The sequence below is a fragment of the Desulfobulbus alkaliphilus genome, assembly GCF_016918545.1.
In the GTDB taxonomy this organism is placed as follows: Bacteria; Desulfobacterota; Desulfobulbia; order Desulfobulbales; family Desulfobulbaceae; genus Desulfobulbus; species Desulfobulbus alkaliphilus.
On sequence record NZ_JAFFQC010000045.1, the window covers coordinates 1 to 20,483 of the forward strand.

The window sequence follows — 20,483 nt, forward strand, 5'->3', positions numbered from 1 at the left end:
AGGCGATGGCCTCGTCAATGAACTGAAGAGATAATGCGTCGAAACGTTCGAGGATGCTCTGCATGGCAGAAACACCTTGCCATGCTTAATCGCTGTTGTCCAGGATTATTTGTGGGTAGATGACAGATCCTTGACCGGTCTTCTGCGCCGATAGTTGCGGAAACATCGAACAGCAACTCACCTTTGCTCACCGTTCAGGTTAGCTGGACCAATTACTGGCTCACCCAAAACTTGCGACAGTTATGATTGAAAATGTACTAGAGATGGTACCCTGTCCTTACTTGACGAATCGACCCTTAGCTAACGCATTAATTTCATGACATATTAAAGAAACGAGCATTCGCCAATTGTATTTATGGATAATTAGATTCCGGCCGGCCAAACCAAAAGATTTAAGCTTGCTTCGATCTTGAGCCAATTGGAGTAAAATTTTTGCCAACGCTTCAAAATCACCATCAGGGACTAACAAACCATTTTGGCCTAATTCTTCAAGCAATTCAGAAAATTGTGGTTGATAAACGCCGACGACCGGCAAGCCGGAGGCATAATAATCAAACATCTTCAAAGGTGAGCCATACATGCTAGGACCATCTTTGTACAACACCAAGCCAACGTCCATACCGCTTAACCAATTAGGAAGATCAACATAGGCTACTTGACCATGGTAATAAATATTTGGTGTCATTTCATTAAGATTAACTAGCCCTTTTCCAATAATATGAAAAGAAATGTCGTCATGATAACCATTTGACCACAACCAATCTGCTGCCATACGAAGCATTTCTAAATTATGCCATGGCAGATTTGCACTTCCAATCCATACTACCTTCAACTGATCTTTTGTTGATTGAATTCTTTTCACCGGTTGGCGATCGGGCCTAAATAGATCTGGATCGGAACCATTTGGAACAGTTAATACATTTTTCAAATATAGCTGTTGCTGGACATACTCTGTCAAACCAGCCGAAACACACACAGCCAAATCGCATCCTTGCCCATACTTTTTAAATGCATCGATGGCACTCTCTACTTCCTGCGCGGAACGGCCTAAATCAAACCCGTATTCAGGAACTGTATTGAATTCCCAAACCATTAATGTAGATCTAAACAGAAAACGATACGGAGGTAATGCCCAGCGAGCTTGCGGAGGAGGAAACCATTCTATCCGGATATAAATTGCATCCATGGAACGTAATGCCTTGAGTAAGGCAATACGACCACTGGGAAGATAATTGATTAATTCATGGACGCTTCCAGACTCCATCCATATTTCGTGCCCAAGAGCAACACACTGGGAGATGAACTGGCCTATATGAGCATTACCACCGGATGTTGCAGTTTCATTATAACGTGCATTCAGGTAGGCTATCCGCATCGCAGTCTCATTATTTCTACCATGGCTTATCCGCCTCTAATTGTTTCAAGTTTCTGAGTTGCCCTACTAACACGCTGCAACTAGATTTTTCAAATGCGAAAGTTCCAGCCACAATCATTTGTGTTAGGTTATTAAGGTGCCGCTCTATGGTGAAGTGTGCTAACGCATGAGCACGTGCTGCTTCCCCCATTTTTCCTGCAGTTTCGGGAGACTTTGCGAGTCGGCACATTCTATCAGCCATCCCCGCCACGTCACCCTCATCTACGAGAAATCCTGTCTTTCCATCGATAACCACATCAGGTATACCCGCGTGGCGGGTCGCAACTACGGGGAGGCCGGTCATTTGCGCCTCAATTACGCCAACAGGTGTGCCCTCACTGTCACCTGTTTCTGCTACCAACGAATGCTGAACAAAGGCGCGGGCTTCTCGCATCAACTTTCTGACCTGTTCGGAGTCCTGAACCCCTAAAAATTTGACAAAATTTGAAATTCCTAGAGCATTCGCTAAATGTTTGCACGGGCCGATCAAGGGGCCATCACCCACCATTGTCAAGGTTGCATCCGGAACTACCTTGACGATATGACTGAATGCCAGAATGGTTAAATAAGGGGCTTTTTTATCAACAAAACGTCCAACAGCAAGAAATTTAGGAGGAGAGTCTTGCGGTTTTCCCCCGGAAAAATTTAATGAATCGACTCCAGATGTGTTCAGGTAAAGTCGTTCCGGGTTAGCCCCTAATCGTAAGACTTGTTCGTGCATTGCTTGGGACACCACCACGATACCGGAGGCAATGTCGAACATTTGCTTGTAAGAGGTGCGATATTTTTCAAGCAGGTCCTTCACTGATGCGTCGAAACCATGAAAGTGTACAAACAAAGGCACGTTTGCCTTTTGGCAAGCTGGGGCAAGGTAACTGCCTGTTGTACCATATTCCGCGAGCACCGCATCTGCTTTGATGGTGCGCAAATGCTTTGCCATTACATTGTTAAAATCGTTGCAGTGTCGAGGTGCAATACGTCGAATTATCGAATTAAATAAACCATTATCGAAATGGACTGTACTGCCACTGGCATCAAGAAAATTCAATCCTTGGCCATACCGGGGGATTATTTTAAATGGTAAGCGCTCCACATGTGCCTTGATGAACGTTTCCGAAACGGCGTCCTTATGTGGAGTAAACAGCGCCAACCGCAGACGAGACAAATCTGATAGTATCATGGCTTTATTTTGCAAAAATAACTAATCATTTAAAATAATTTGGATCAATTAAACCGAATCTCGGTTCAGGGCAATCGCACGAAAACCCAATCCGAACAGAACTTTCGCGAGAAACTTGTCATCGCAAGCGGATCGGAACTATTTTCGTGGAAAACCTACGTTCAAAACAGAGGCTTTTTATATTTATTCAACTGTTTTTGCGTCGTTGTGGCGGATTATTACAATACCTTTTTATTGACATCATCAGTCAAAGACACTGGCGAGCAAGCATCCGCTTTCAAGGCTTGAGATCGCTTTACGGCCGTTCCCCACAACCCAACTATCATTGCCTGACCCCGAGATTTTTCCAATGTCGTGGATTTCTTACGAATCAACCAACAATAAACAGGATACGCCATGACCGAGAAAACAAATCGTAGAAGCCGGTTCATCGGTCGACGCCGCAACCACAGTCCAAACACCTGTGCTAAACTCTGGTCCCATCCTTCCATTGAATGCAACTCTATATTATCGAATCCAGCTTTTTGCAGATAACGATGTATAGCAAAGTGAGTGTATCGGTGTTGATTATAAGGAACTTCATGCAAGGGCCATAAAAAAGGAACCGTGAACAACACCACACCGTTTGGGCGAAGAACCCGATATATTTCGGTCAAGACCAACTCCGGAGCGGAACAATGCTCAAGAACCTCAACACATAGCGCAGAATCTACAGATGCATCACTTAATGGAATACAATCGTCAACCCAGTAGAGGTCGGGTTGAACCTCATGGTTCGGGTTGTCAGCGAATTCAAGCCCCATGTAATGTGACACACCAGTGTCTGACGGATTAAGCACCTGCTTACATGACGCCAACCAGCATCCAACGTCAAGCAACCTTCCTTGTAAACGATGATGTTGAGATTTGAAAGCCTCGTAAATTAATTGGTGCAATAGATAGATATCCAACGATTGCAAGTTGAGATTTGGTTGCGATATAAAAAATGATTTACTTGGGTATGCAGTTATTTTTTGAGGTATTTTTTTTGAATTCGATTTTTTAAAATTAGTAAAAAGGCCACCTGATGTGCCTTTTTTTCTTGCATTTATGCCCTTGACAAAATCTTTATGGAATCTGTATCCAAAAGCTTTGTCTAAAATTTCCATCACCTCTATTCCTTTTGCCCTCATTTCTTCTCCAGAAAGACGACTCCAGACACCTTGCGAATGAATACGATAAACTGACATGCAACGAGGCAAATAAACTATTTTACCTTTCTCAGCGACCAACATATTTTGTCCCCAATCAGCTGCAGGCAATTTTGAAAATATTTCTGGAAAATCATATTGATAGTTTCGAAATACACGCGTTGCTGTTGGAATAAAATTAGAATAAGCCAAATCTCGAATTGAATAAGTAGTTATAGAGTTTATTTTAGAATAAAATGATTTGTTTTTTTTAACCTCATTGACAATTTCTGCATTATGAAAACACATTGAATATTCAGGTGCACTAAGAAGAATATCAATTTGAATTTGCAACTTTTTTTTATCAGTCCAATAATCATCCCCCTCACAAGAGGCTATAAAATCACCCGTTGCCTTTTTCCATAACATTTTCCCTATTTGAACACCTTTTTTATACTGATTTTCAATTTGAAAAATTGTTTTAAATAAATTTTTATAATTATTTATATAATTTTTAATAATAGAAACTGTATTATCAGTAGAGGCATCGTCATGTATCAATATTTCAACTGGAAAAGTTGTTTCTTGCATGAGAATACCATCTAAACAATTTCTAATATATTTTTCATGGTTATAAGTTACACAACATATAGTGACCAAAGGTTTTGTTTCTTTTGGCCAACAATGCCTAGTAATCTTAATAGGATTTTTGAGAGGTGTATAACTTGAAACAATTGGACTAGGATCCATTTTACTTATTCGTCTCGTTCGTAGAATTTGTGCGTAGCTCTTTGAAATTTAGATCCGGAACCAGCGCTCCTCATTCACATCCGTCACTTCTTCAGGCCAAGCATGGAGCATCGGTTTTTTTCAAAAACATCCTGCCTCGCCGTTTCACAAAAAATTTTTTCCAAAAAAATGATCGGGACGGCCAAGGCAGGACGCAGATATAAACTATTATAAAGTTTTATAAAGTTCTCTATATAACGTTACAACGCTTTGCCATCGTGTTACATTCCTTCTTGGGCTATAATCAACCAAGGAGGAGAGCAATGCGCAACCCAAAGCCGGATTTGATTCTTGCCGATAGCGACAGGCAAGAACTTGAGAAGATCAGCCGCAGCAGGAGCGAGTCGGCAAGCCGTGTACAGCGAGCCACTATTCTTCTTATGTATGCCAGTGGAACTAACATTACGTCAATTACCAATGAGTTGGGCACGACCCGTCCGCTGGTGTATCGAGCAATCGATAAGGCATTGGCCTTTGGGCCGTTGGCCTCGCTTGACGATATCCAGCGTTCCGGCAGGAGTCGCGTCATTGATGACGCTGCCAAAAGCTGGGTTATGTCCTTGGCCTGCCAACGACCGACCGAACTTGGTTATGCAGCTGAAACCTGGACCTATAGCAGCCTTGTTACGCATATCAGGACCCATGCCGACCGTAGCGGGCACCACTGCTTGAAGAAAGTGAGCAGAAGTAAGGTGCATGATATTCTGACCGAAGGCGACATTCGTCCACATAAAATCAGCTATTATCTGGAACAACGAGACCCTCTGTTTGAGGAGAAGATGATCGATGTTCTGTGTGTGTATAAAGACGTGGAAATGATCAATCAATCTCCTGAAAGTGCCCAGAATCGGGAATCAACCACCGTGTCATACGACGAGAAACCAGGCATTCAAGCCATCAAAAATATTGCTGCCCAACTCAGACCGGTGCCGGGGAAGCACTCGGCTATCGGCCGCGATTATGAATACAAACGTTTGGGAACTGTCTCTTTGCTCGGTGGGATTGATCTCCATACCGGCAGGGTTCATGCGCTGGTCAGAGACCGCCATCGAAGTCGTGAGTTTATTGAGTTTCTTGACCTGATTGATGGCAGGTATCCGGAAGACTGGGTCATCAGAATCGTCCTTGATAATCACTCCGCCCATGTGTCAAAAGAAACTCAACTATATCTTAAATCACGACCGAACCGATTCCATTTTGTTTTCACACCGAAGCATGGTTCCTGGCTCAACCTTATCGAATCGTTTTTCAGCAAGATCGCCAGATCCTTTCTCCGTCACATCCGCGTTGATTCAAAGCAAGAGCTCGTGGATCGGATTTACCAGGGAATCGAGGAAATCAACAAAGACCCCGTGGTATTTCGGTGGCGGTACAAAATGGAAGAAATTGCCACCGCGTAAATGTAACGTTATTTTTCGAATGGACTACTATTTTGAACCGCGAAGAAAAATGGCTATTTTTTTCTGCAATACATGCACATGATGTAAAATTTTTTATATTATCTTTGCCGGCACACCAAAAACTGAAGTTCCGGGGCGGACATTTTTTAATACCACACTGCCGGCCCCAACCGTTGCCCCCGCTCCGACGACTATATGAGGGAGGATCGTGGCCTTGGTGTATATTTGCACTTCATGCTCTACCGCAGAATAGCCTCCCATGAATACCTGCGGGCTTAATTGCGACCATTTTCCTACCTTGCAATCATGGCCCAAATTTGACTGTCCTTGGATATGTACATGGTCTTCGACCTGAACATCGCATGAAAGAACCGTAAAGCATTGGATGACCACGCCCCGCCCCAAAACAACATTTTTTCTAAATAGAGCTGTAGGGTGTACTAGGGTGGCAAACACACCGCCTTTGGCCAAGATCATCTCCGTGTATTTTTTTCGGTCCTTAGCAATCCCCAGAGCACATACAAACTGTTCGTCGGCCATGGGAATATAGTCTTCAACAGAGGCCAGGATTGGCGGGTATCCCGAATAACCGGTCAACGCATCTCGGTTATCATCGAGAAATCCCTTAACCCGAAAACGTTTTTTTTGCTGGTTGATCTCCTCCACCAAGCTGCACAATTCGCGCCCGTACCCCCGCGCCCCTATAATGATCAGATCTTTCATGTTGGTACCTTGCGATTATTGCCGCTATCTCTTCCATAAATGTGTACGATGACGAACAGTAAACTACGAACTAAGCCGCCCACCATCCAGCGGGATAGTAGCCCCAGTGATAAACTTGGCCGCCGGGCTGAGCAGAAATACCACCATATTTGCAACATCCAAAGGTTCACCTATCCCCAGGTATTGCCGACTGATTATCTCTTGTACCTTGGCTGATTCTTCCACCCTCCCCATAATACTCTTGTAGATATCGGTCTCAATCAATGCCGGTGCCACGGAATTAACACGGATCACCTTGGGGGCCAGTTCTTTTGCCAAACACCTGATGGCAGCATCCATTGCCGCTTTTGTCGCGCAATAGATGGTTTTTCCAGTGTTACCTTGCAGGGCGGCTATTGATGATATCCCAACCACACTCAATCCTTCGTTAAAACAGCCCTTTTTGGTTATCGCCCGCATAATCTCCAAAAATGCGTAGAAATTGACGCGCATGCTCTTTTCAACCATGGAAATGCGCAATGCCCGCAGGCCGATGGTGGTGGAAATTCCCGCGCTGTGCACAAAACCATCCAAGGGGCCATGGGTTGCAATGATCTCTGCAAGCAGCCTGGGAATCTGCTCGATGTCCTGCAAGTCATAACTGTAACAAACCGAGGGGGCGGGTGTTTGCGCGGCAGTTTGTTGCAGTTCCGCCTCACGACGGGCAACCAATATTACCTTGGCCCCCAGTTGGCCGGCCAACACGGCAATGGCTCGTCCTATACCGGAGGATGCTCCGGTGATCAGCACCTGCTTTCCCGCTAACGTCATCGGTGTCGTCATCTCTACGCTTCACTCTTATATACTTCATTTGAATCAGTGATAATTCCTTCGGCGAAGTAATCATCGCTTTCTAACACCGGTAACAGGTCACTCGTGTTGATAGTGGCGGCAACCACACCCCAGGAAAGACCAACCCCAAAGCCCGCCATCAGCACCCTAAGTTCCCGTTCCACTTTGCCTGCGTAGGCATCACACAGGGTAAGGGGCAAAGCACCGGCAGATGTATTGCCGAAACGATCGATGGTGAGGGGACATTTATCCAGCGGAATTTTTAATTTTCGCGCTATCTGTTTAATAATAAAAAGGTTTGCCTGGTGGAGAATAACGGCATCATAATCATCAACACTGCTACCAGTATGTTGGAAAAAATCCCGCAAGGCACGAGGGACGTCCTGGATGGTGAAATTGAATACATCAGGGCCATTCATGTGGACATCGTGAAGCGATCTTTCATTGCCGTCCATGCAGACCACTGTGTTTTCATGGGCAGCTTGAAGCTGGCGAAATCCTCCAGCTGGAACAATTATGGAACGATAACCGCTGCCATCTGTTCGCAACAGTCCCACAATATCATGTGGACCCTCGGTCTTTTCCAGCAAGGTGGCGGCCCCGGCATCACCGAAAAGCATCGCCGTGGAGCGATCATTAGGGTTAGATATCTTGGTAACTGTTTCTCCTACAACGAGCAGAGCCCTGCTGATATCTGAGCATTGCATCAAACTTGCGACGGCCTGAAGGCCGTAAGGGTAGGCCGAGCATCCCAGATTGATATCATAAGCCGCGCACTCTTTGTTCAAACCCAACCTTTTATGGAGGACACAGGCCGTTGCCGGTCGCCGATAATCGGTCGAATGGGCCACAAAAACGAGCGCCCCAATACTGGACTTATCTATGCCCTTGTGGGTCAGCAGATGTTCAGCCGCGCTAAAGCCAAGGTCGGATGCCGTTTGTTTGCTGTGGCTCCTGCGAAAAGATTTAATTCCGGTCATGGCGGTGAATTTGACCACCATATCTTCCCCATAAACAGGTATAAAAGAGGAAACTTCGACAACCTCTCCGGGCACTGCACAGGCTATTCCGCCTATTTTGATGTTGCTGCACTTAAAAAAGGGCATTGCATTCACAAAGAAGAGTTCGATTCAATGTACGTGGCCATGTCAGCAATGGTTTTCAATCCATTAAATTTTTGTTGGGGAATGGTAATATTAAATTCTTCATCAATCATTGCAATTACAGATAAATAAGCTAATGAGTCCCATGCATCGTGATCACGAAAGATGGTCTCTCCGCTCAATTCGTCCGGATCACATTCCAGAATCTCGGCGAGATTGGCTGTCAATTTCTCCAGCATGGATTCTCTCCTATTTTAATGGCTGCGTTTAATCAGCAACCATGAAATTTGCATGGTAGATTCCAACAAATCAAATTTCTATCAAATCGCCTTGATATTTTGTTTATCGAAGACGCAACATCTCAATAATTCGTTTTACATCCATATCATCCAGCGCAGGATAGATCGGCAAGCATATAACTCGCTGTGCTATTTGCTCTGCAACCGGTAAATTACCCGAGCGAGCAGAGGACATACCTCGGTACATGGAAAACGAGGAAATAAGCGGATAAAAATAACGTCGGCAATAAATTCCCTGTTCGCGCAATTTCTCATACAAGCTGTCCCGGCTCAAAGGATACTCCGGCCCAACCAAAATTGGAAAATAGGCATAATTGGCCACGTGTTGACCTTCGTAGTCAAGGCAGTGCAGGCCCTCGATACTTTTCAAGTTCTCACGATAGACTGCATCAATCTGACAACGGCGCTCCAGCGCTTCGTTGATATGCTTGAGTTGCAAGAGACCGAAAGCGGCCTGCATTTCATTCATTTTGCCATTAATACCACTGGCAACAACGGTTGTTTCATTGACAAAACCGAAATTCTTGAGATGATCGATGTGCTGCTTTGATTTGGCGTCGGGACAGACAATAGCTCCTCCCTCAAATGTATTGAACACTTTGGTTGCATGAAAACTCATTACGGATAGGTCACCATGGCGAAGTACGCTTCCATTTTGCCATCGGACTCCAAAGGCATGGGCAGCGTCGTAAATGACTTTAAGGTTATAATGATCGGCAATGGTTTGAATCTCTTTAACGTCGCAAGGGTTGCCATAGACGTGTACGGCTAGAATTGCAGTGGTTTTTGGCGTGATAGCTGCCTCGATCCTTGCAGGATTGATGTTGAGTGTTTTAGGGTCAATGTCGACGAAAACCGGCATGATACCGTTCCAAAGCAGCGCATGAGCTGTTGCCACAAAAGAGAAAGGTGTGGTGATAACCTCCCCGGTAATCCGCAGGGCTTGTAACGCAGTGACCAAGGCGAGTGTGCCGTTGGTGAACAGGGCAAGATGATCCACACCCAGCCATTCACATAAAGCTCCTTCAAATTGACGGTGAAACGGTCCATTGTTGGTGAGAATTTTATTCTCCCATATCTGTTCCAGATAAGGAATGAATTCCTCCAAGGGTGGCAGATGGGGCTGGGTGACGTAGATGGGTGTTTTTGACATGTAAACCTTCTGGCATGTTACTTATGCTGAATGTCAAATTCAAAGTATGACAAAATTTTTTTCCAAGGCAGATAGCTGGGGAGAAACAACCAGCATCTGTTTGCCAAGTGGTTGTTCTAGGGAAAATATACTGGATATTATAATAAGTTATCGCTGATCGCTCCAAGCAAAGAGAACCGTTTCTTCCTGGTGGATAGTATAATGACGCAGGAAAAATTTGTAGCCTAAATTGAGCGAGGCAATGAAGTTAGGAATTTGAAAGAAATGAGCAACATCATGATAGACGGAAATCGCTAGCTTGGGTCTAAAATGACGTAACGTGTTGATGCTCCCTTGCAAAGCGGCTACTTCGGCGCCCTCAATATCCATCTTAATAAAATCAAGACGGGGTAAAGAGCTTTGCGCAACCAAATCATCAATAGTTAGCGTCATGACTTTTCCTGTGGCGTTTGGCATTTCAGCAAAACTAACGTGACTGGCTGGGCCTTGATCCTTATAGAACAATGCTGTGTCTGTATCTTGCCAGACTGCCCTTTCTATAATTTGAACCCGCTCTTGCAATGCCGGGTTTAACGAGAGATTCTCGCGCAGAATTTCAAGATTACTAGGGATAAATTCATAAGAAAAAACTCGTCCTGCAACGCCAATTTTATGGGCAAAATAAAGTGCTGTATCTCCCCAGCATCCCCCAGCGTCAATTACATAATCCCCTGGCTCAACCTCGACAACGCAATTGTCAGATACTCCCCGGTATTGTTGCAGTATAAATTGACTGTACGAACCTTTAGCAGTGCAATAAAAACGGATAGGGTAATTGAGAGTTGCTAGATTGAATTGATAAAGCCGCCATCCGTAAAATTTCGTTAGTCGAAAATTTTGTTGGTCTGCTAATTGCTCAACCTGTTGGATTCCGGCCCAATAGGTGGGCGTGTTTAAAGGTAACTTCACTTTTCGATGCCCCAAACAGCGAAAAGCCATCAACTTGATCAACAATTCTTTAGATGTTTCATCGGTTAATTGTACATAAAGTGCTTGGAGGTCATAGTAAAATGGTACTATTTGATCGATGGCTTTGGTAAGTGTTGCCGAGAAAGAAGGAATATAACCATACCCTCTTTGGCTCAACTTCTTTTTTGCCCACTCTTTCCAATTGGCTGGGATAGTGGAATGCGGTTCTGGTTGATTAAAGCGGTAGAAGTCGTAATTATCATCGTAATCATTCAGCATATTCGAACAGATTTCGGCAACAAAGGCTTCCAAAAAGTTCTTTTCGATCATGTAGCTATACCTTGCCCCATTCTGCTATATGTGAGATTGGTTAGAACCGCTGCCAAGTTGGCTCAAATTGCACCGGTGACCACCCGTGTCGGGTACCGTTTACTTGAAAATAAGCGGCCGATTGATAACGGAACAGCACCTGTTTTTGCCCATTGATTTTTCCTGAGAGGGCGACTGTGATCGAGTATGTCCCTTGAGAGAAGTTAATCTTCGGCATTTTAGCCAGTAAGATTAGCAACCCTGAGACCTGTTGCAGATGTAGCGCTGCATTAAAATCCGTGTGCAGGTTGGAGGCTTCGGCAAATACGCGCTGCTCTTTGTCATAAAAGTAAATGCGTAAATCAGGATCTCTCACTGGCTCATTCAGTTGAATGGTCAGACGGATCAACAATTCATTTTGATATTCAACTTGAAATATTTTGTCCTTCTGAGACGTTTTTCCATTGGAACTGATTTCAACTTCTTGCAAAAATGCTCGTCCGTCACTTGTAAAATTGCCGATTTCAGCCTTGAATTTAGAGTAATAAAGGTTGAGCCCCGAGGCTATATCATAACTGTTGTATATTGTCCGGCCATGTTCCATCAAGGTCAGATTGGTACACATACGAGCGACCTGAGGCATGTTGTGTGAAACCAGAATGATGGCTGCATTGCCAAGAAGGCTATCCATGCGGTTAAAGCATTTTAAAACAAAGCCAATATCGCCAACTGCTAAGACTTCATCAATGAGCAGCACATCCGGTTCCATCTGAGCGGCTACGGCAAAGCCAAGGCGCACGCGCATCCCTGAACTATAATTTTTAACGGGCATATCAATGAAGTCGCCGATCTCGGCAAAATCTATAATGGCATCAAGCTTGCGATCAATCTCCTGCTTGCTAAAACCAAGGACAGAGCCGTTTATGTAAATGTTTTCACGGCCGCTCAGGATGGGGTTGAAGCCAGTACCTAGCTCAATCAGTGCTCCAACACGGCCCCTCATCGCAATACGGCCGGTATCAGGTTTCAGCAAGCCGTTAAGTATTTTGAGCAAGGTACTTTTGCCAGCGCCGTTTTGGCCAATCAATCCGAGGCACTCCCCCCGCTTCAGCTCAAAATTAATATCCTGCAAAGCCCAAAATTCATCGGCGCGCAGGAAAGACGATTCGTTCTGGTGATCATTCTTGCCCAGAAGTTCCGCGCCAATGTCCTTCACGCCATACCACAAGGATTTCTTCAAACTACGGCAGAATTTTTTGGATACGTTTTCAACGCGGACGAGGACATCGGCTTCGCCGCGTTCATCGAAAGTGGTTCCTGGTGTTTTGTTCATCTTTCTTTATTCATAACCTTTCGTAAGGCTGTGAAGCCCGTTTTTCGTGATTTGTTCCTCAGCCATTTGCTATTGAGCTTTGCATTGATCTCCATGTATCACGAGCTCATTCGCTCAATAATAATCGGCATACTGACCCGGTAGATCATCCAGACGGCCAGGAGAAAAAACAGGAAAAAAACATTGAACAAGATGAAGCTGATCCAGTATTCCGGTGTGTAACCAGTCAGCCAGTCCCGCGTGGTCAAAATCAAGGGTGTCATGGGGTTGAGCCGGAATAGGATTTCCACCCAACCCTCCTTGGGCATGGGAAATACCACAGGCGTGATATACATGAGAAACTGCATCGCAAACCCGATCACATTGCCAACATCAGTGTACAATGTCCCCACTGGGGTTAGAAACAGGCCAATTGCCGTGCCAACCAGAATCAGCGATAGCAATCCCAGTGGAAACAAGAGTAGGCTCCAGGAGGGATAAATACCAACAACAAGCAGAGCCAAAATCAGTAACCCTACCTTGATGCCTCCATTAAACAGCACCTTGTAGATCCCGGCGACAATTAAAGCTTCTCTGGGAAAATTAACCTTGGCCAGCATGCTCCTGGAAGCATTGGTCATGGCCAGAGGCGCGTTCAGGGAGTCCATGAAAATAGACCAGAGCATGGTACCGGTGAACACATAGACAGGATAAGGCAAGGCAGTCGCGCCCACGCTGATGATCCCCGAACCGCTCAGAAAGATCCAGGTCAGGGTTGTGGCGACAGGCATGATGAAGGCCCAGGCCAAGCCAAGAAACGTCTGCCTGTATTGGGCGCTGATATCGCGTACGGCAAGTCGCCAAGCCAGATCTTGAGATAAGGCCAAGTCCTTGAACATGGCGCGGAGCATTTTGCCCGGATGGCGGACCTGGGATTCCGGCGTATAGATGGTAATTTTAGGAGTGGACATTATTTAATTTTTTCTTTGGGAAATTTGCCTAAAAATACGTAACTATTTGAAATATTGTTGACGATAAAAAATACACTTTTACCACAGGCCACAAGATTGACGGGGACAGTATAAATTCTGTCGTAATGCAATCACACAAAGCACATTTAGTTGTTGTTATTTCTGGAAGATTGGAAAATTTAAAAAAATGGAATCAACCCGCCACGATAAACTATTTTCCAGGATCGCGAAGCTGTGTGTCTGTTTATATCAACTTTGAGAAAAGTTTGGTCAATGGATGGTCAAGCATACGTTCTGCCCGTTGGTTGAGGTCCCTGATCCTTGCCACCCGCACGGCAAGGAATCGAGCCTTCTCTTCGCCAGGGAAATCTGCCAACTCAGCGCTGACCTCAGCCAGATCGATTTCCAGTAGGGCCATTTTAGTGCGAGCAAACGTCGATATCCCATGCTGCAAAGCTGAACCGATATCCTCGGCACTGCGGTAATACCGCTTACGGTCGCCGGACTTCTTGACGCGATGTATCAAGCCCAATCGCTCCAGCTGGGTGGCAGCCAGACTGACGGCAGCCTTGCTCAAACCCAACTCTCGCTCGAGTTCGTCCAGCGAGGCCTCACCTTCGGTCAGGTAAAGACACGATAACACCTGGCCAGCCACCCGGTTGAATCCGAACTCTTGTGCAAGCCGCCCTCCCGATGCCACTAGTCGCTTTTTGATGGCTGTACCCTGCGCCTTCATTCTCTACATCCAAACTTAAACTTTTATATTTTTATAAAAGTTACCGAGTTCAGTGATAACTGTCAAGGTGCTTCTTCCCAATAGCTAAACCTTTTTTCATTTTTAAATTTATTTCATATCCTGTGGATTTTCATTTTTTCTTTCAGCCTCAATCATTTTCAAAACCACATTCTCCATGTCTGTTTTTGCCTGCCAGCCAAGCTGTTTTCTCGCTTTGCCGGGATCACCACATCCAACCAGTATATCCGTTGGCCGCAAAAAAGAATCATCAACAACCACATGGTCCTGCCAATCAAGATTAACAGCGGCAAAAGCATTGGCCACAAAGTCTTGCAGACTGGAACTTCTGCCGGTGGCGATCACGAAATCTTCCGGATACTCTTGCTGCATCATCAACCACATCGCCTCGACATATTCCGGTGCCCATCCCCAGTCGCGTCGAATATTGATATTGCCCAGACGAAGTGGTTCTCGATCACCCGCAGCAATCCGACAGGCAGCGGAAACGATCTTCCTGGTCACAAACCTGGCCGGGCGCAAAGGTGATTCATGGTTGAACAGAATTCCGGTACAGGCAAAAAGATCATAGGCTTCACGATAATTGGCCACAATCCAATGGGCCGAAGCCTTGCCGACGGCATAAGGACTTCTGGGCTTAAACGGGGTCTGTTCGTTGGCGGCGATCTTGCCGGTATCGCCAAAGCATTCGCTTGATCCAGCATTGTAGAATTTTATATTCCTACCGGTAAAACGCACCGCCTCCAGCAGATTGAGGGTCCCGATACTGATACTCTCCAGGGTTTCCACCGGTTGCTCAAATGACAGCCCCACGGAGCTTTGCCCGGCAAGGTTATAAATTTCATCGGGCTGGACCATGTTGAGTGCTTGAAGAACACTGCGAAAATCATTGATAGCAATTGAAAGGACAGAAACCTGCTTGCGGATTCCTAAACGGATAAGATTGGCAAAAGAGGAGGTCTGGGCATCCCGGGATGAACCGAATACCTCATAACCTTTTGCGAGAAGAAATTGAGCCAGATAGGCTCCATCCTGACCGGATATTCCGCAAATTAATACTTTCAAATTTTTCCTCCGAAGTTGTTGGCTTGCAGCGCTTGTACTCTAAGCTTATTGGTTAGCCGACTTGACAGTCAGGAAAAACTCTTATGCTATCATCTTTAACTTCAATTTTAACATTAGAAATATTGGATTTAATAAACTCACTTAACTCATTAATACTGGGATAAGCGGGATCCCTTCCGAAACACCTTGCATCATCAATAATAATAACATGACCTTTTTGTGAACTACTGAATATGTGTTTCAGCTCTTCATAAATCGGAGTATCTTTATCGCCCTTGGCTGTCACTCCTGCGGAGTAGTGCCCATCCAGCCAAAACAAAGCTGGTTCATGTAAGTTGGAAATCAGCTCCCCAAGTTCAATTCCGCTGTCGCCATAAATGATGCTTATCCTGTTGTCACCAGCAAATTTTCTATTTGCCTTCTCATACAGCTCTTTGCTCAGCTCAATTGAGTATATCCGGCTGAAGTAGCCCTTCATGGCCTCAACCATGTCGCCATAGTAGGTTCCAGTTTCGATCAGGACGTTAACTCCAAATTTCTCCGCGAATTCCCTGATGGTACGCTGTTTGATGATATGCGGAGGTGGTGCAGGCCGCCCACGTCTCACCCACTCATTGACCTCCCGTCTTTGTTCAAAGGTTCTCAAGACAGGGTATAATGGTGTCCTCTTGATGAGTTCTCTCAGTATGTTCTTCATATGTTTCCTCCTCTATCGATTCACAAGTGTAAATACGTCACGACCAAGAAGGCCCTGAGGCACACAGCCTCCCGGAGATTGTTGCCGTTAAAATCGCCCTTCAGGTAAAGCCAAGCCTTCGTTTCTTCTATGCTTCTGGTCTTTCGGGTACAAGGCGGCAACAACCTCGACTGGAATTGAACATTTGGCTCCCTCGTCATTTGGTGTGGATTTGATGTATAAAGGTATCAAATCCCCACCAAATGACGAGGAGTCAAATCATTGATGGCCAGAAAATGACAATGCACCTGCTCTTTGATACCCAGCCTGGTCAGATTCTGGAACGATGAGGTCTGGGCATCTCTTGATGTTCCATGGACCTCGTCCCCCTTCTCCAGGAGTAATTGCGCGAGATAGGCGCCGTTCTGCCCGGAGACGCCACATATAAGTGCTTTCATTTATGATCTGTTTTTTGAAAACATGGGTTCACAATCTTATGGACGGGCAACACTGTCGGTACTTTGATACAGCACCTTACCATAGCGGAGGATATGATCACGAAGCGCCTCATTTTCAATCGTATTAAAAGCTATAACATCAAAAAAATAGGGGATACTGGTTTCTTCTTCGAGAAAATCACGCAACTTGCTTATGGTCTTTGGGGTCACCCGTGCACCGATGACGGCAAGATCAATATCCGAACCAGGTTTGGCATTGCCCAATGCTCTGGAACCAAACACACACACTTTTTCGATTTCAGGATAGTCCCGAATCGCTTGGATAATGGTATCGGCAACCTTTGCAGGCAGGTCAATCTTCTGTGCTTCCATTATGTTGCTGTGCAAACCACTTGAGCAGGTTCTGTATTTCCTGAAAATAGTTCTCTGTAATCAAACGATATGCTTCCCGGGCAAGATGCTCTTCGTAGGTGTGGGCCAGGAGATTGCGCTTGCCGAGCATATCCAACCAAATTTCTCCATTTTGTAAAATATGATGGTGAAAGGCCTGTTTGATAATATCCCGGGGGAAAGAACAGAGAACACCTTGCGCCTCCAGGTAATCTTTGAGCGTTTTCCATGCCAGTTCAAAGGTAAACTCGAAACTCTGAATGACGCCTTGAAGTTCAATATCAGTGGGACTTTTAATCTCAACACCGCGCTGTAGTTGTTTGAAGGCACGCGATAGATTTCGATAACGCTGCTGCCAGCGAATTGATTTCAATTCATCCATGAAAGGCGTTTCCTCGCAATGCGCTAAAGGCTTGTTTCATACCATCGGCTGTTCTCTGCCAGGTAAAGGTGGTGGCTCGTTTACAAGCGGCGGCAATCAGGCGATCACGGTCTTCTCTGTTCATGTTGACTACCTCAAGAATCTTTGCGGCTAGACACTCTGCTGTTATTGATTCGATGTAGTGTACCGTATCACCGGCCACCTCGGGAAGTGAACCCTGCCTGGTCGTGATCACCGGCACTCCGCTCATCATGGCCTCGAGCACCGGCAAACCGAACCCTTCATAGGCGGAGGGCAGGACAAAGAGATCGGCCCCCTGGTACAGTCGCTTTAAGTCGCTGAACGGTACACCGGAGGCCAGACGAATGTAGCGCTTTTGATCCAGCAGACCACTTTCCGCTGCCAGCACTTCCGGTTCTCCTCGACGGGGCCGCCCCAGGAAAACCAGGTTGTGCTCAATGCGATGAGCAACCATGGCAAAAGCTCCTATCAGCACATTGACATTCTTATGGGGATAGGTATGCGCCACGCAAAGGATATAGGGCCTCTCTGCTGTCAGGCAGCGGTGCAGCGATTCCTGTTCGTCTACCGGCGGCAGGGGCGTGGCGAAAGAGGGGTCCACCCCCAGAAGCACCGGCCGGACCTTTTCCGGAGCGGCAAAACCGAACCGGAGCACTTCCTGCCGGGAAAACTCAGAAATGGTCAGCACCATGTTGCAGCGGCGGCAGGCCATACGCACCAGGCAGTCGAGCACCATCCGTTCAAGCCGTCCCATATCTTCGGGAAAACTTTTATACTGCAAATCCGGAATGGTCACCACCTGCGGGCAGGGTGCCCAGAAAGGGGCCGTATACCCCGGAGACCATAACGCGTCGACCCGGGCTCGAGCGACTGCCAGGGGCAGAAAAAGTTGTTCCAGGCTAATTCTCAAGGGGCGATGACGGCCGGAAAACTTCAACAGCACATATTCGACCTGGGGGAATTGGCCGAGTTCACCTCGAAAAACCTCATGGTTGTCATAGGTGGTGAATAGCACCAGAGAACATTCAGGGTGATGTGCGGCCAGAGCATAAAGAGTCTGGCGCAGGAAGGTCTCTGTCCCTCCCACATCGCCGGGCACCATGAACAGGGTGTTCACACCTATGCGCATGTTCATCCCTTCCCATATGGTGCTGCCAGACTTCGGCGGAGAGCGAGCAGATGGTAGCTCCCAACAATTCCCCAGCGGACAAAATAGTGTAGCAAGGCTTGAGGGCTGAACAAGCCGGCATCGCGAACCGCGGCCTCATATTCTTCCCGGAACTGGATGGCAAAATGCTGCCCGCTGATGGAGGTGGGGTGCCAGCGAAAGGCGGCCAGGGGGTCATTGCCCACGACCTGAACTGCTGGCCCCCAGTGCCAGAGTTTGAGGATAAAATCATAATCCCAGGCCGCCACCATGTCCTCGCGCAGCGGACCGGCCTGAACCAGTGCTTCTTTACGGAAAAACAGGGCCGGTTGAGAAAGATAATTGATACACTGGTAGGTGAAACGGGAGGACAGAGGAAAAAACATCTCTTTGAATAGGGTAATGGGCGAACGAATCTCGCGCCCCCCCTGATCAACGATGGGACAGCGGCCAAAACACATGGCCGCCTGGGGATGGCTGGTGGCACAGTCGCGAATCCGGGCCAGGGTATTGGGGTAGTAGAAGTCATCGGCATTGAGCCAGGCTACCATATCACCAGCGGCAAGGCGCAACCCTTTGTTAAGCGCATTGGCTGGGCCGGAATCAGGTTCGACGATGAGGTGGGTTATCTCGCTGCTGTACCGCTTGAGAATTTCAGGGGTTGCATCGCTGCTGCAGCCGTCGACCACTATATACTGAACATCGATGCCGCTTTGCCTTTGCTTGACTACACTGATAATTGCCTGTTCAAGATACTTTCCAGTATTATAACTGGTTGTGATAATACTGAATAACATAGTATATCTTTTTGTATTTTGTGTTTTTTCTATCCAGGAAAGAGTGAAAAATATTTTTTATTAAAAAAACTCAATTATGATTTTACCATAAACAACTTTAATGAGAGTTGAAGATAATGAATAACCGGTAAAACTATCGACTTGAACCACAACTCCTAATTTATACTCACCTGATAAAATGTCTTCAAATTTTTTACAGATAAAAACCTATATTTTTTGCTGAATATGAATCAAAATGTCTACGAAGATCCCTTCTAAATTGGGCAGATGTACCAAAATTAATGATTTCTCTTCATTATATAAAATTACTGATACCTTGGATGGTTTAATCATATCAACCAAGAAATTCAAACCTGGGACTATGATGTATTTTTTATTTTTTCTATATTTTCAATGCTAAAAATTACATTTTCTTTTTTTACATATCAATATTTTTTCATTTGAGAAATTCTTTTTTCATCTAAGTCAAAATAGGTGAAGATATTTCTATCCTTAGGGAAATTTACAGGGAGATCAACTGGGATTAGATTATATTTTGTATCTAAATTTTGATTATAAAAATTTTCCATGGGTATAAATACTCTACGGTGAGAGAACGCATAGTATCCATATATAGCTCTAGCAACAGTGGCCATATCACCACGCAAATAAAGCATAACATACTCTTTATCCATACCACCTACATGGTGGTCTATATTTTCTTTTAAACTTTTTAAATCTGAATATGAATATTGCACAAAAACTTTATCTCGCGAAAAAGAACTATATATAGATTGAATATTTCCTGAAAAAGTTTTGAATAAAATTCTTTCTGACAAAAAATAGAAACAAAATATTATTGCGAGCATAGAAGTGAACAAAACAACTTTTTTGTAATATATTTTTTTAAAAAAATCAAAAAATACGATCGGTATAAATATAAACCACGGCGAAGCGAAAAAAAATCTCCATACAATATCTTGGTGCATAAGCAAACCAAATATGCCTGCAAAAATCTTAAAAGTTGGTATAAGAAAAATAACAACATGGCACAGAAAAATTGATAATAAAATTTTATCTATATTATTTTTAAATATGAAAAGTTTCCATGTCATGTATATAAAAATTATAAAAGTGGAAAAAAAAGCTATCTCACTAAAACTATTTTTTATTCTATTTCCACCTTCATCGACAACATTGCTTCCTATTGCAT

20 protein-coding genes and 1 pseudogene are annotated in these 20,483 nt (G+C 45.2%); 1 reads left to right on the top strand and 20 read right to left on the bottom strand.

What is annotated here, in order from left to right; translation table 11 throughout:
• Window positions 1-277 precede the first annotated feature (277 nt).
• The 3 genes from JWG43_RS15935 to JWG43_RS15945 form a co-directional block, all read right to left on the bottom strand.
• Window positions 278-1,375 (bottom strand): glycosyltransferase, encoded by a 1,098-nt coding sequence (locus JWG43_RS15935; protein ID WP_205243939.1) that lies wholly within the window; start codon window positions 1,373-1,375, stop codon window positions 278-280.
• A 16-nt stretch (window positions 1,376-1,391) separates the two neighbouring features.
• A complete protein-coding gene (locus JWG43_RS15940; RefSeq protein ID WP_205243940.1) occupies window positions 1,392-2,609 on the bottom strand; it encodes a glycosyltransferase in 1,218 nt (405 codons plus the stop codon).
• 203 nt (window positions 2,610-2,812) lie between these two features.
• On the bottom strand, window positions 2,813-4,513 hold the full coding sequence (locus tag JWG43_RS15945; RefSeq protein WP_205243941.1) for a glycosyltransferase: 1,701 nt from the start codon (window positions 4,511-4,513) through the stop codon (window positions 2,813-2,815).
• A 302-nt stretch (window positions 4,514-4,815) separates the two neighbouring features.
• On the opposite strand from JWG43_RS15945, the gene JWG43_RS15950 reads away from it, so the two are divergent.
• On the top strand, window positions 4,816-5,952 hold the full coding sequence (locus JWG43_RS15950; RefSeq protein WP_205243942.1) for an IS630 family transposase: 1,137 nt from the start codon (window positions 4,816-4,818) through the stop codon (window positions 5,950-5,952).
• 93 nt (window positions 5,953-6,045) lie between these two features.
• Here JWG43_RS15950 and JWG43_RS15955 read toward each other — a convergent pair whose 3' ends face one another.
• The 17 genes and pseudogenes from JWG43_RS15955 to JWG43_RS16035 all read right to left on the bottom strand — a co-directional run.
• Complete coding sequence (locus JWG43_RS15955) at window positions 6,046-6,675, bottom strand: NeuD/PglB/VioB family sugar acetyltransferase (RefSeq protein WP_205243943.1); 630 nt, start codon at window positions 6,673-6,675, stop codon at window positions 6,046-6,048.
• Window positions 6,676-6,738: 63 nt separating this feature from the next.
• A complete protein-coding gene (locus JWG43_RS15960) occupies window positions 6,739-7,497 on the bottom strand; it encodes an SDR family NAD(P)-dependent oxidoreductase (RefSeq protein ID WP_205243944.1) in 759 nt (252 codons plus the stop codon).
• Window positions 7,498-7,499: 2 nt separating this feature from the next.
• Window positions 7,500-8,612, bottom strand: a complete 1,113-nt coding sequence (locus tag JWG43_RS15965) for a 3-oxoacyl-ACP synthase III family protein (protein ID WP_240193650.1) — start codon at window positions 8,610-8,612, stop codon at window positions 7,500-7,502.
• A gap of 5 nt (window positions 8,613-8,617) precedes the next feature.
• Window positions 8,618-8,848: an acyl carrier protein gene (locus JWG43_RS15970; RefSeq protein ID WP_205243946.1), complete on the bottom strand. Its 231-nt coding sequence runs from the start codon at window positions 8,846-8,848 to the stop codon at window positions 8,618-8,620.
• A 103-nt stretch (window positions 8,849-8,951) separates the two neighbouring features.
• Window positions 8,952-10,061, bottom strand: coding sequence for a DegT/DnrJ/EryC1/StrS family aminotransferase (locus JWG43_RS15975; RefSeq protein WP_205243947.1), 1,110 nt, complete (start codon window positions 10,059-10,061; stop codon window positions 8,952-8,954).
• A 147-nt stretch (window positions 10,062-10,208) separates the two neighbouring features.
• On the bottom strand, window positions 10,209-11,339 hold the full coding sequence (locus JWG43_RS15980; RefSeq protein ID WP_205243948.1) for an FkbM family methyltransferase: 1,131 nt from the start codon (window positions 11,337-11,339) through the stop codon (window positions 10,209-10,211).
• 40 nt (window positions 11,340-11,379) lie between these two features.
• A complete protein-coding gene (locus JWG43_RS15985) occupies window positions 11,380-12,651 on the bottom strand; it encodes an ABC transporter ATP-binding protein (protein WP_205243949.1) in 1,272 nt (423 codons plus the stop codon).
• 98 nt (window positions 12,652-12,749) lie between these two features.
• The gene (locus JWG43_RS15990) at window positions 12,750-13,601 is read right to left on the bottom strand and encodes an ABC transporter permease (RefSeq protein ID WP_205243950.1); all 852 of its coding nucleotides are present in this window, start codon (window positions 13,599-13,601) and stop codon (window positions 12,750-12,752) included.
• A 244-nt stretch (window positions 13,602-13,845) separates the two neighbouring features.
• Window positions 13,846-14,337 (bottom strand): GbsR/MarR family transcriptional regulator, encoded by a 492-nt coding sequence (locus JWG43_RS15995; protein ID WP_205243951.1) that lies wholly within the window; start codon window positions 14,335-14,337, stop codon window positions 13,846-13,848.
• A 108-nt stretch (window positions 14,338-14,445) separates the two neighbouring features.
• On the bottom strand, window positions 14,446-15,420 hold the full coding sequence (locus tag JWG43_RS16000) for a GDP-mannose 4,6-dehydratase (RefSeq protein ID WP_205243952.1): 975 nt from the start codon (window positions 15,418-15,420) through the stop codon (window positions 14,446-14,448).
• A gap of 52 nt (window positions 15,421-15,472) precedes the next feature.
• Complete coding sequence (locus tag JWG43_RS16005) at window positions 15,473-16,117, bottom strand: hypothetical protein (RefSeq protein WP_205243953.1); 645 nt, start codon at window positions 16,115-16,117, stop codon at window positions 15,473-15,475.
• Between the two features lie 257 nt (window positions 16,118-16,374).
• Window positions 16,375-16,554, bottom strand: a pseudogene (locus JWG43_RS16010) (GDP-mannose 4,6-dehydratase); the annotation flags it as partial.
• A gap of 36 nt (window positions 16,555-16,590) precedes the next feature.
• The gene (locus JWG43_RS16015) at window positions 16,591-16,926 is read right to left on the bottom strand and encodes a nucleotidyltransferase family protein (protein WP_205243955.1); all 336 of its coding nucleotides are present in this window, start codon (window positions 16,924-16,926) and stop codon (window positions 16,591-16,593) included.
• On the bottom strand, window positions 16,907-17,326 hold the full coding sequence (locus JWG43_RS16020; protein WP_205243956.1) for a nucleotidyltransferase substrate binding protein: 420 nt from the start codon (window positions 17,324-17,326) through the stop codon (window positions 16,907-16,909). Before JWG43_RS16020 ends, JWG43_RS16015 begins: the two co-directional genes overlap by 20 nt.
• Window positions 17,319-18,476: a glycosyltransferase family 4 protein gene (locus JWG43_RS16025; RefSeq protein WP_205243957.1), complete on the bottom strand. Its 1,158-nt coding sequence runs from the start codon at window positions 18,474-18,476 to the stop codon at window positions 17,319-17,321. Before JWG43_RS16025 ends, JWG43_RS16020 begins: the two co-directional genes overlap by 8 nt.
• A 2-nt stretch (window positions 18,477-18,478) precedes the next feature.
• On the bottom strand, window positions 18,479-19,291 hold the full coding sequence (locus JWG43_RS16030) for a glycosyltransferase family 2 protein (protein WP_205243958.1): 813 nt from the start codon (window positions 19,289-19,291) through the stop codon (window positions 18,479-18,481).
• Between the two features lie 425 nt (window positions 19,292-19,716).
• On the bottom strand, window positions 19,717-20,483 hold a 767-nt coding region (locus JWG43_RS16035), incomplete at its 5' end, for a hypothetical protein (RefSeq protein WP_205243959.1).

Excerpts from the sequence above, each read along its gene's own strand:
- JWG43_RS15975 (WP_205243947.1), bottom strand. The coding sequence starts at position 10,061 with ATGTCAAAAACACCCATCTACGTCACCCAGCCCCATCTGCCACCCTTG.
- JWG43_RS16025 (WP_205243957.1), bottom strand. The coding sequence starts at position 18,476 with ATGCGCATAGGTGTGAACACCCTGTTCATGGTGCCCGGCGATGTGGGA.
- JWG43_RS15950 (WP_205243942.1), top strand. The coding sequence starts at position 4,816 with ATGCGCAACCCAAAGCCGGATTTGATTCTTGCCGATAGCGACAGGCAA.
- JWG43_RS16005 (WP_205243953.1), bottom strand. The coding sequence starts at position 16,117 with ATGAAGAACATACTGAGAGAACTCATCAAGAGGACACCATTATACCCT.
- JWG43_RS15970 (WP_205243946.1), bottom strand. The coding sequence starts at position 8,848 with ATGCTGGAGAAATTGACAGCCAATCTCGCCGAGATTCTGGAATGTGAT.
- JWG43_RS15965 (WP_240193650.1), bottom strand. The coding sequence starts at position 8,612 with ATGCCCTTTTTTAAGTGCAGCAACATCAAAATAGGCGGAATAGCCTGT.
- JWG43_RS15960 (WP_205243944.1), bottom strand. The coding sequence starts at position 7,497 with ATGACGACACCGATGACGTTAGCGGGAAAGCAGGTGCTGATCACCGGA.
- JWG43_RS15935 (WP_205243939.1), bottom strand. The coding sequence starts at position 1,375 with ATGCGGATAGCCTACCTGAATGCACGTTATAATGAAACTGCAACATCC.
- JWG43_RS15945 (WP_205243941.1), bottom strand. The coding sequence starts at position 4,513 with ATGGATCCTAGTCCAATTGTTTCAAGTTATACACCTCTCAAAAATCCT.
- JWG43_RS16020 (WP_205243956.1), bottom strand. The coding sequence starts at position 17,326 with ATGGATGAATTGAAATCAATTCGCTGGCAGCAGCGTTATCGAAATCTA.
- JWG43_RS15980 (WP_205243948.1), bottom strand. The coding sequence starts at position 11,339 with ATGATCGAAAAGAACTTTTTGGAAGCCTTTGTTGCCGAAATCTGTTCG.
- JWG43_RS16015 (WP_205243955.1), bottom strand. The coding sequence starts at position 16,926 with ATGGAAGCACAGAAGATTGACCTGCCTGCAAAGGTTGCCGATACCATT.
- JWG43_RS15985 (WP_205243949.1), bottom strand. The coding sequence starts at position 12,651 with ATGAACAAAACACCAGGAACCACTTTCGATGAACGCGGCGAAGCCGAT.
- JWG43_RS15955 (WP_205243943.1), bottom strand. The coding sequence starts at position 6,675 with ATGAAAGATCTGATCATTATAGGGGCGCGGGGGTACGGGCGCGAATTG.
- JWG43_RS15990 (WP_205243950.1), bottom strand. The coding sequence starts at position 13,601 with ATGTCCACTCCTAAAATTACCATCTATACGCCGGAATCCCAGGTCCGC.
- JWG43_RS16030 (WP_205243958.1), bottom strand. The coding sequence starts at position 19,291 with ATGTTATTCAGTATTATCACAACCAGTTATAATACTGGAAAGTATCTT.
- JWG43_RS15995 (WP_205243951.1), bottom strand. The coding sequence starts at position 14,337 with ATGAAGGCGCAGGGTACAGCCATCAAAAAGCGACTAGTGGCATCGGGA.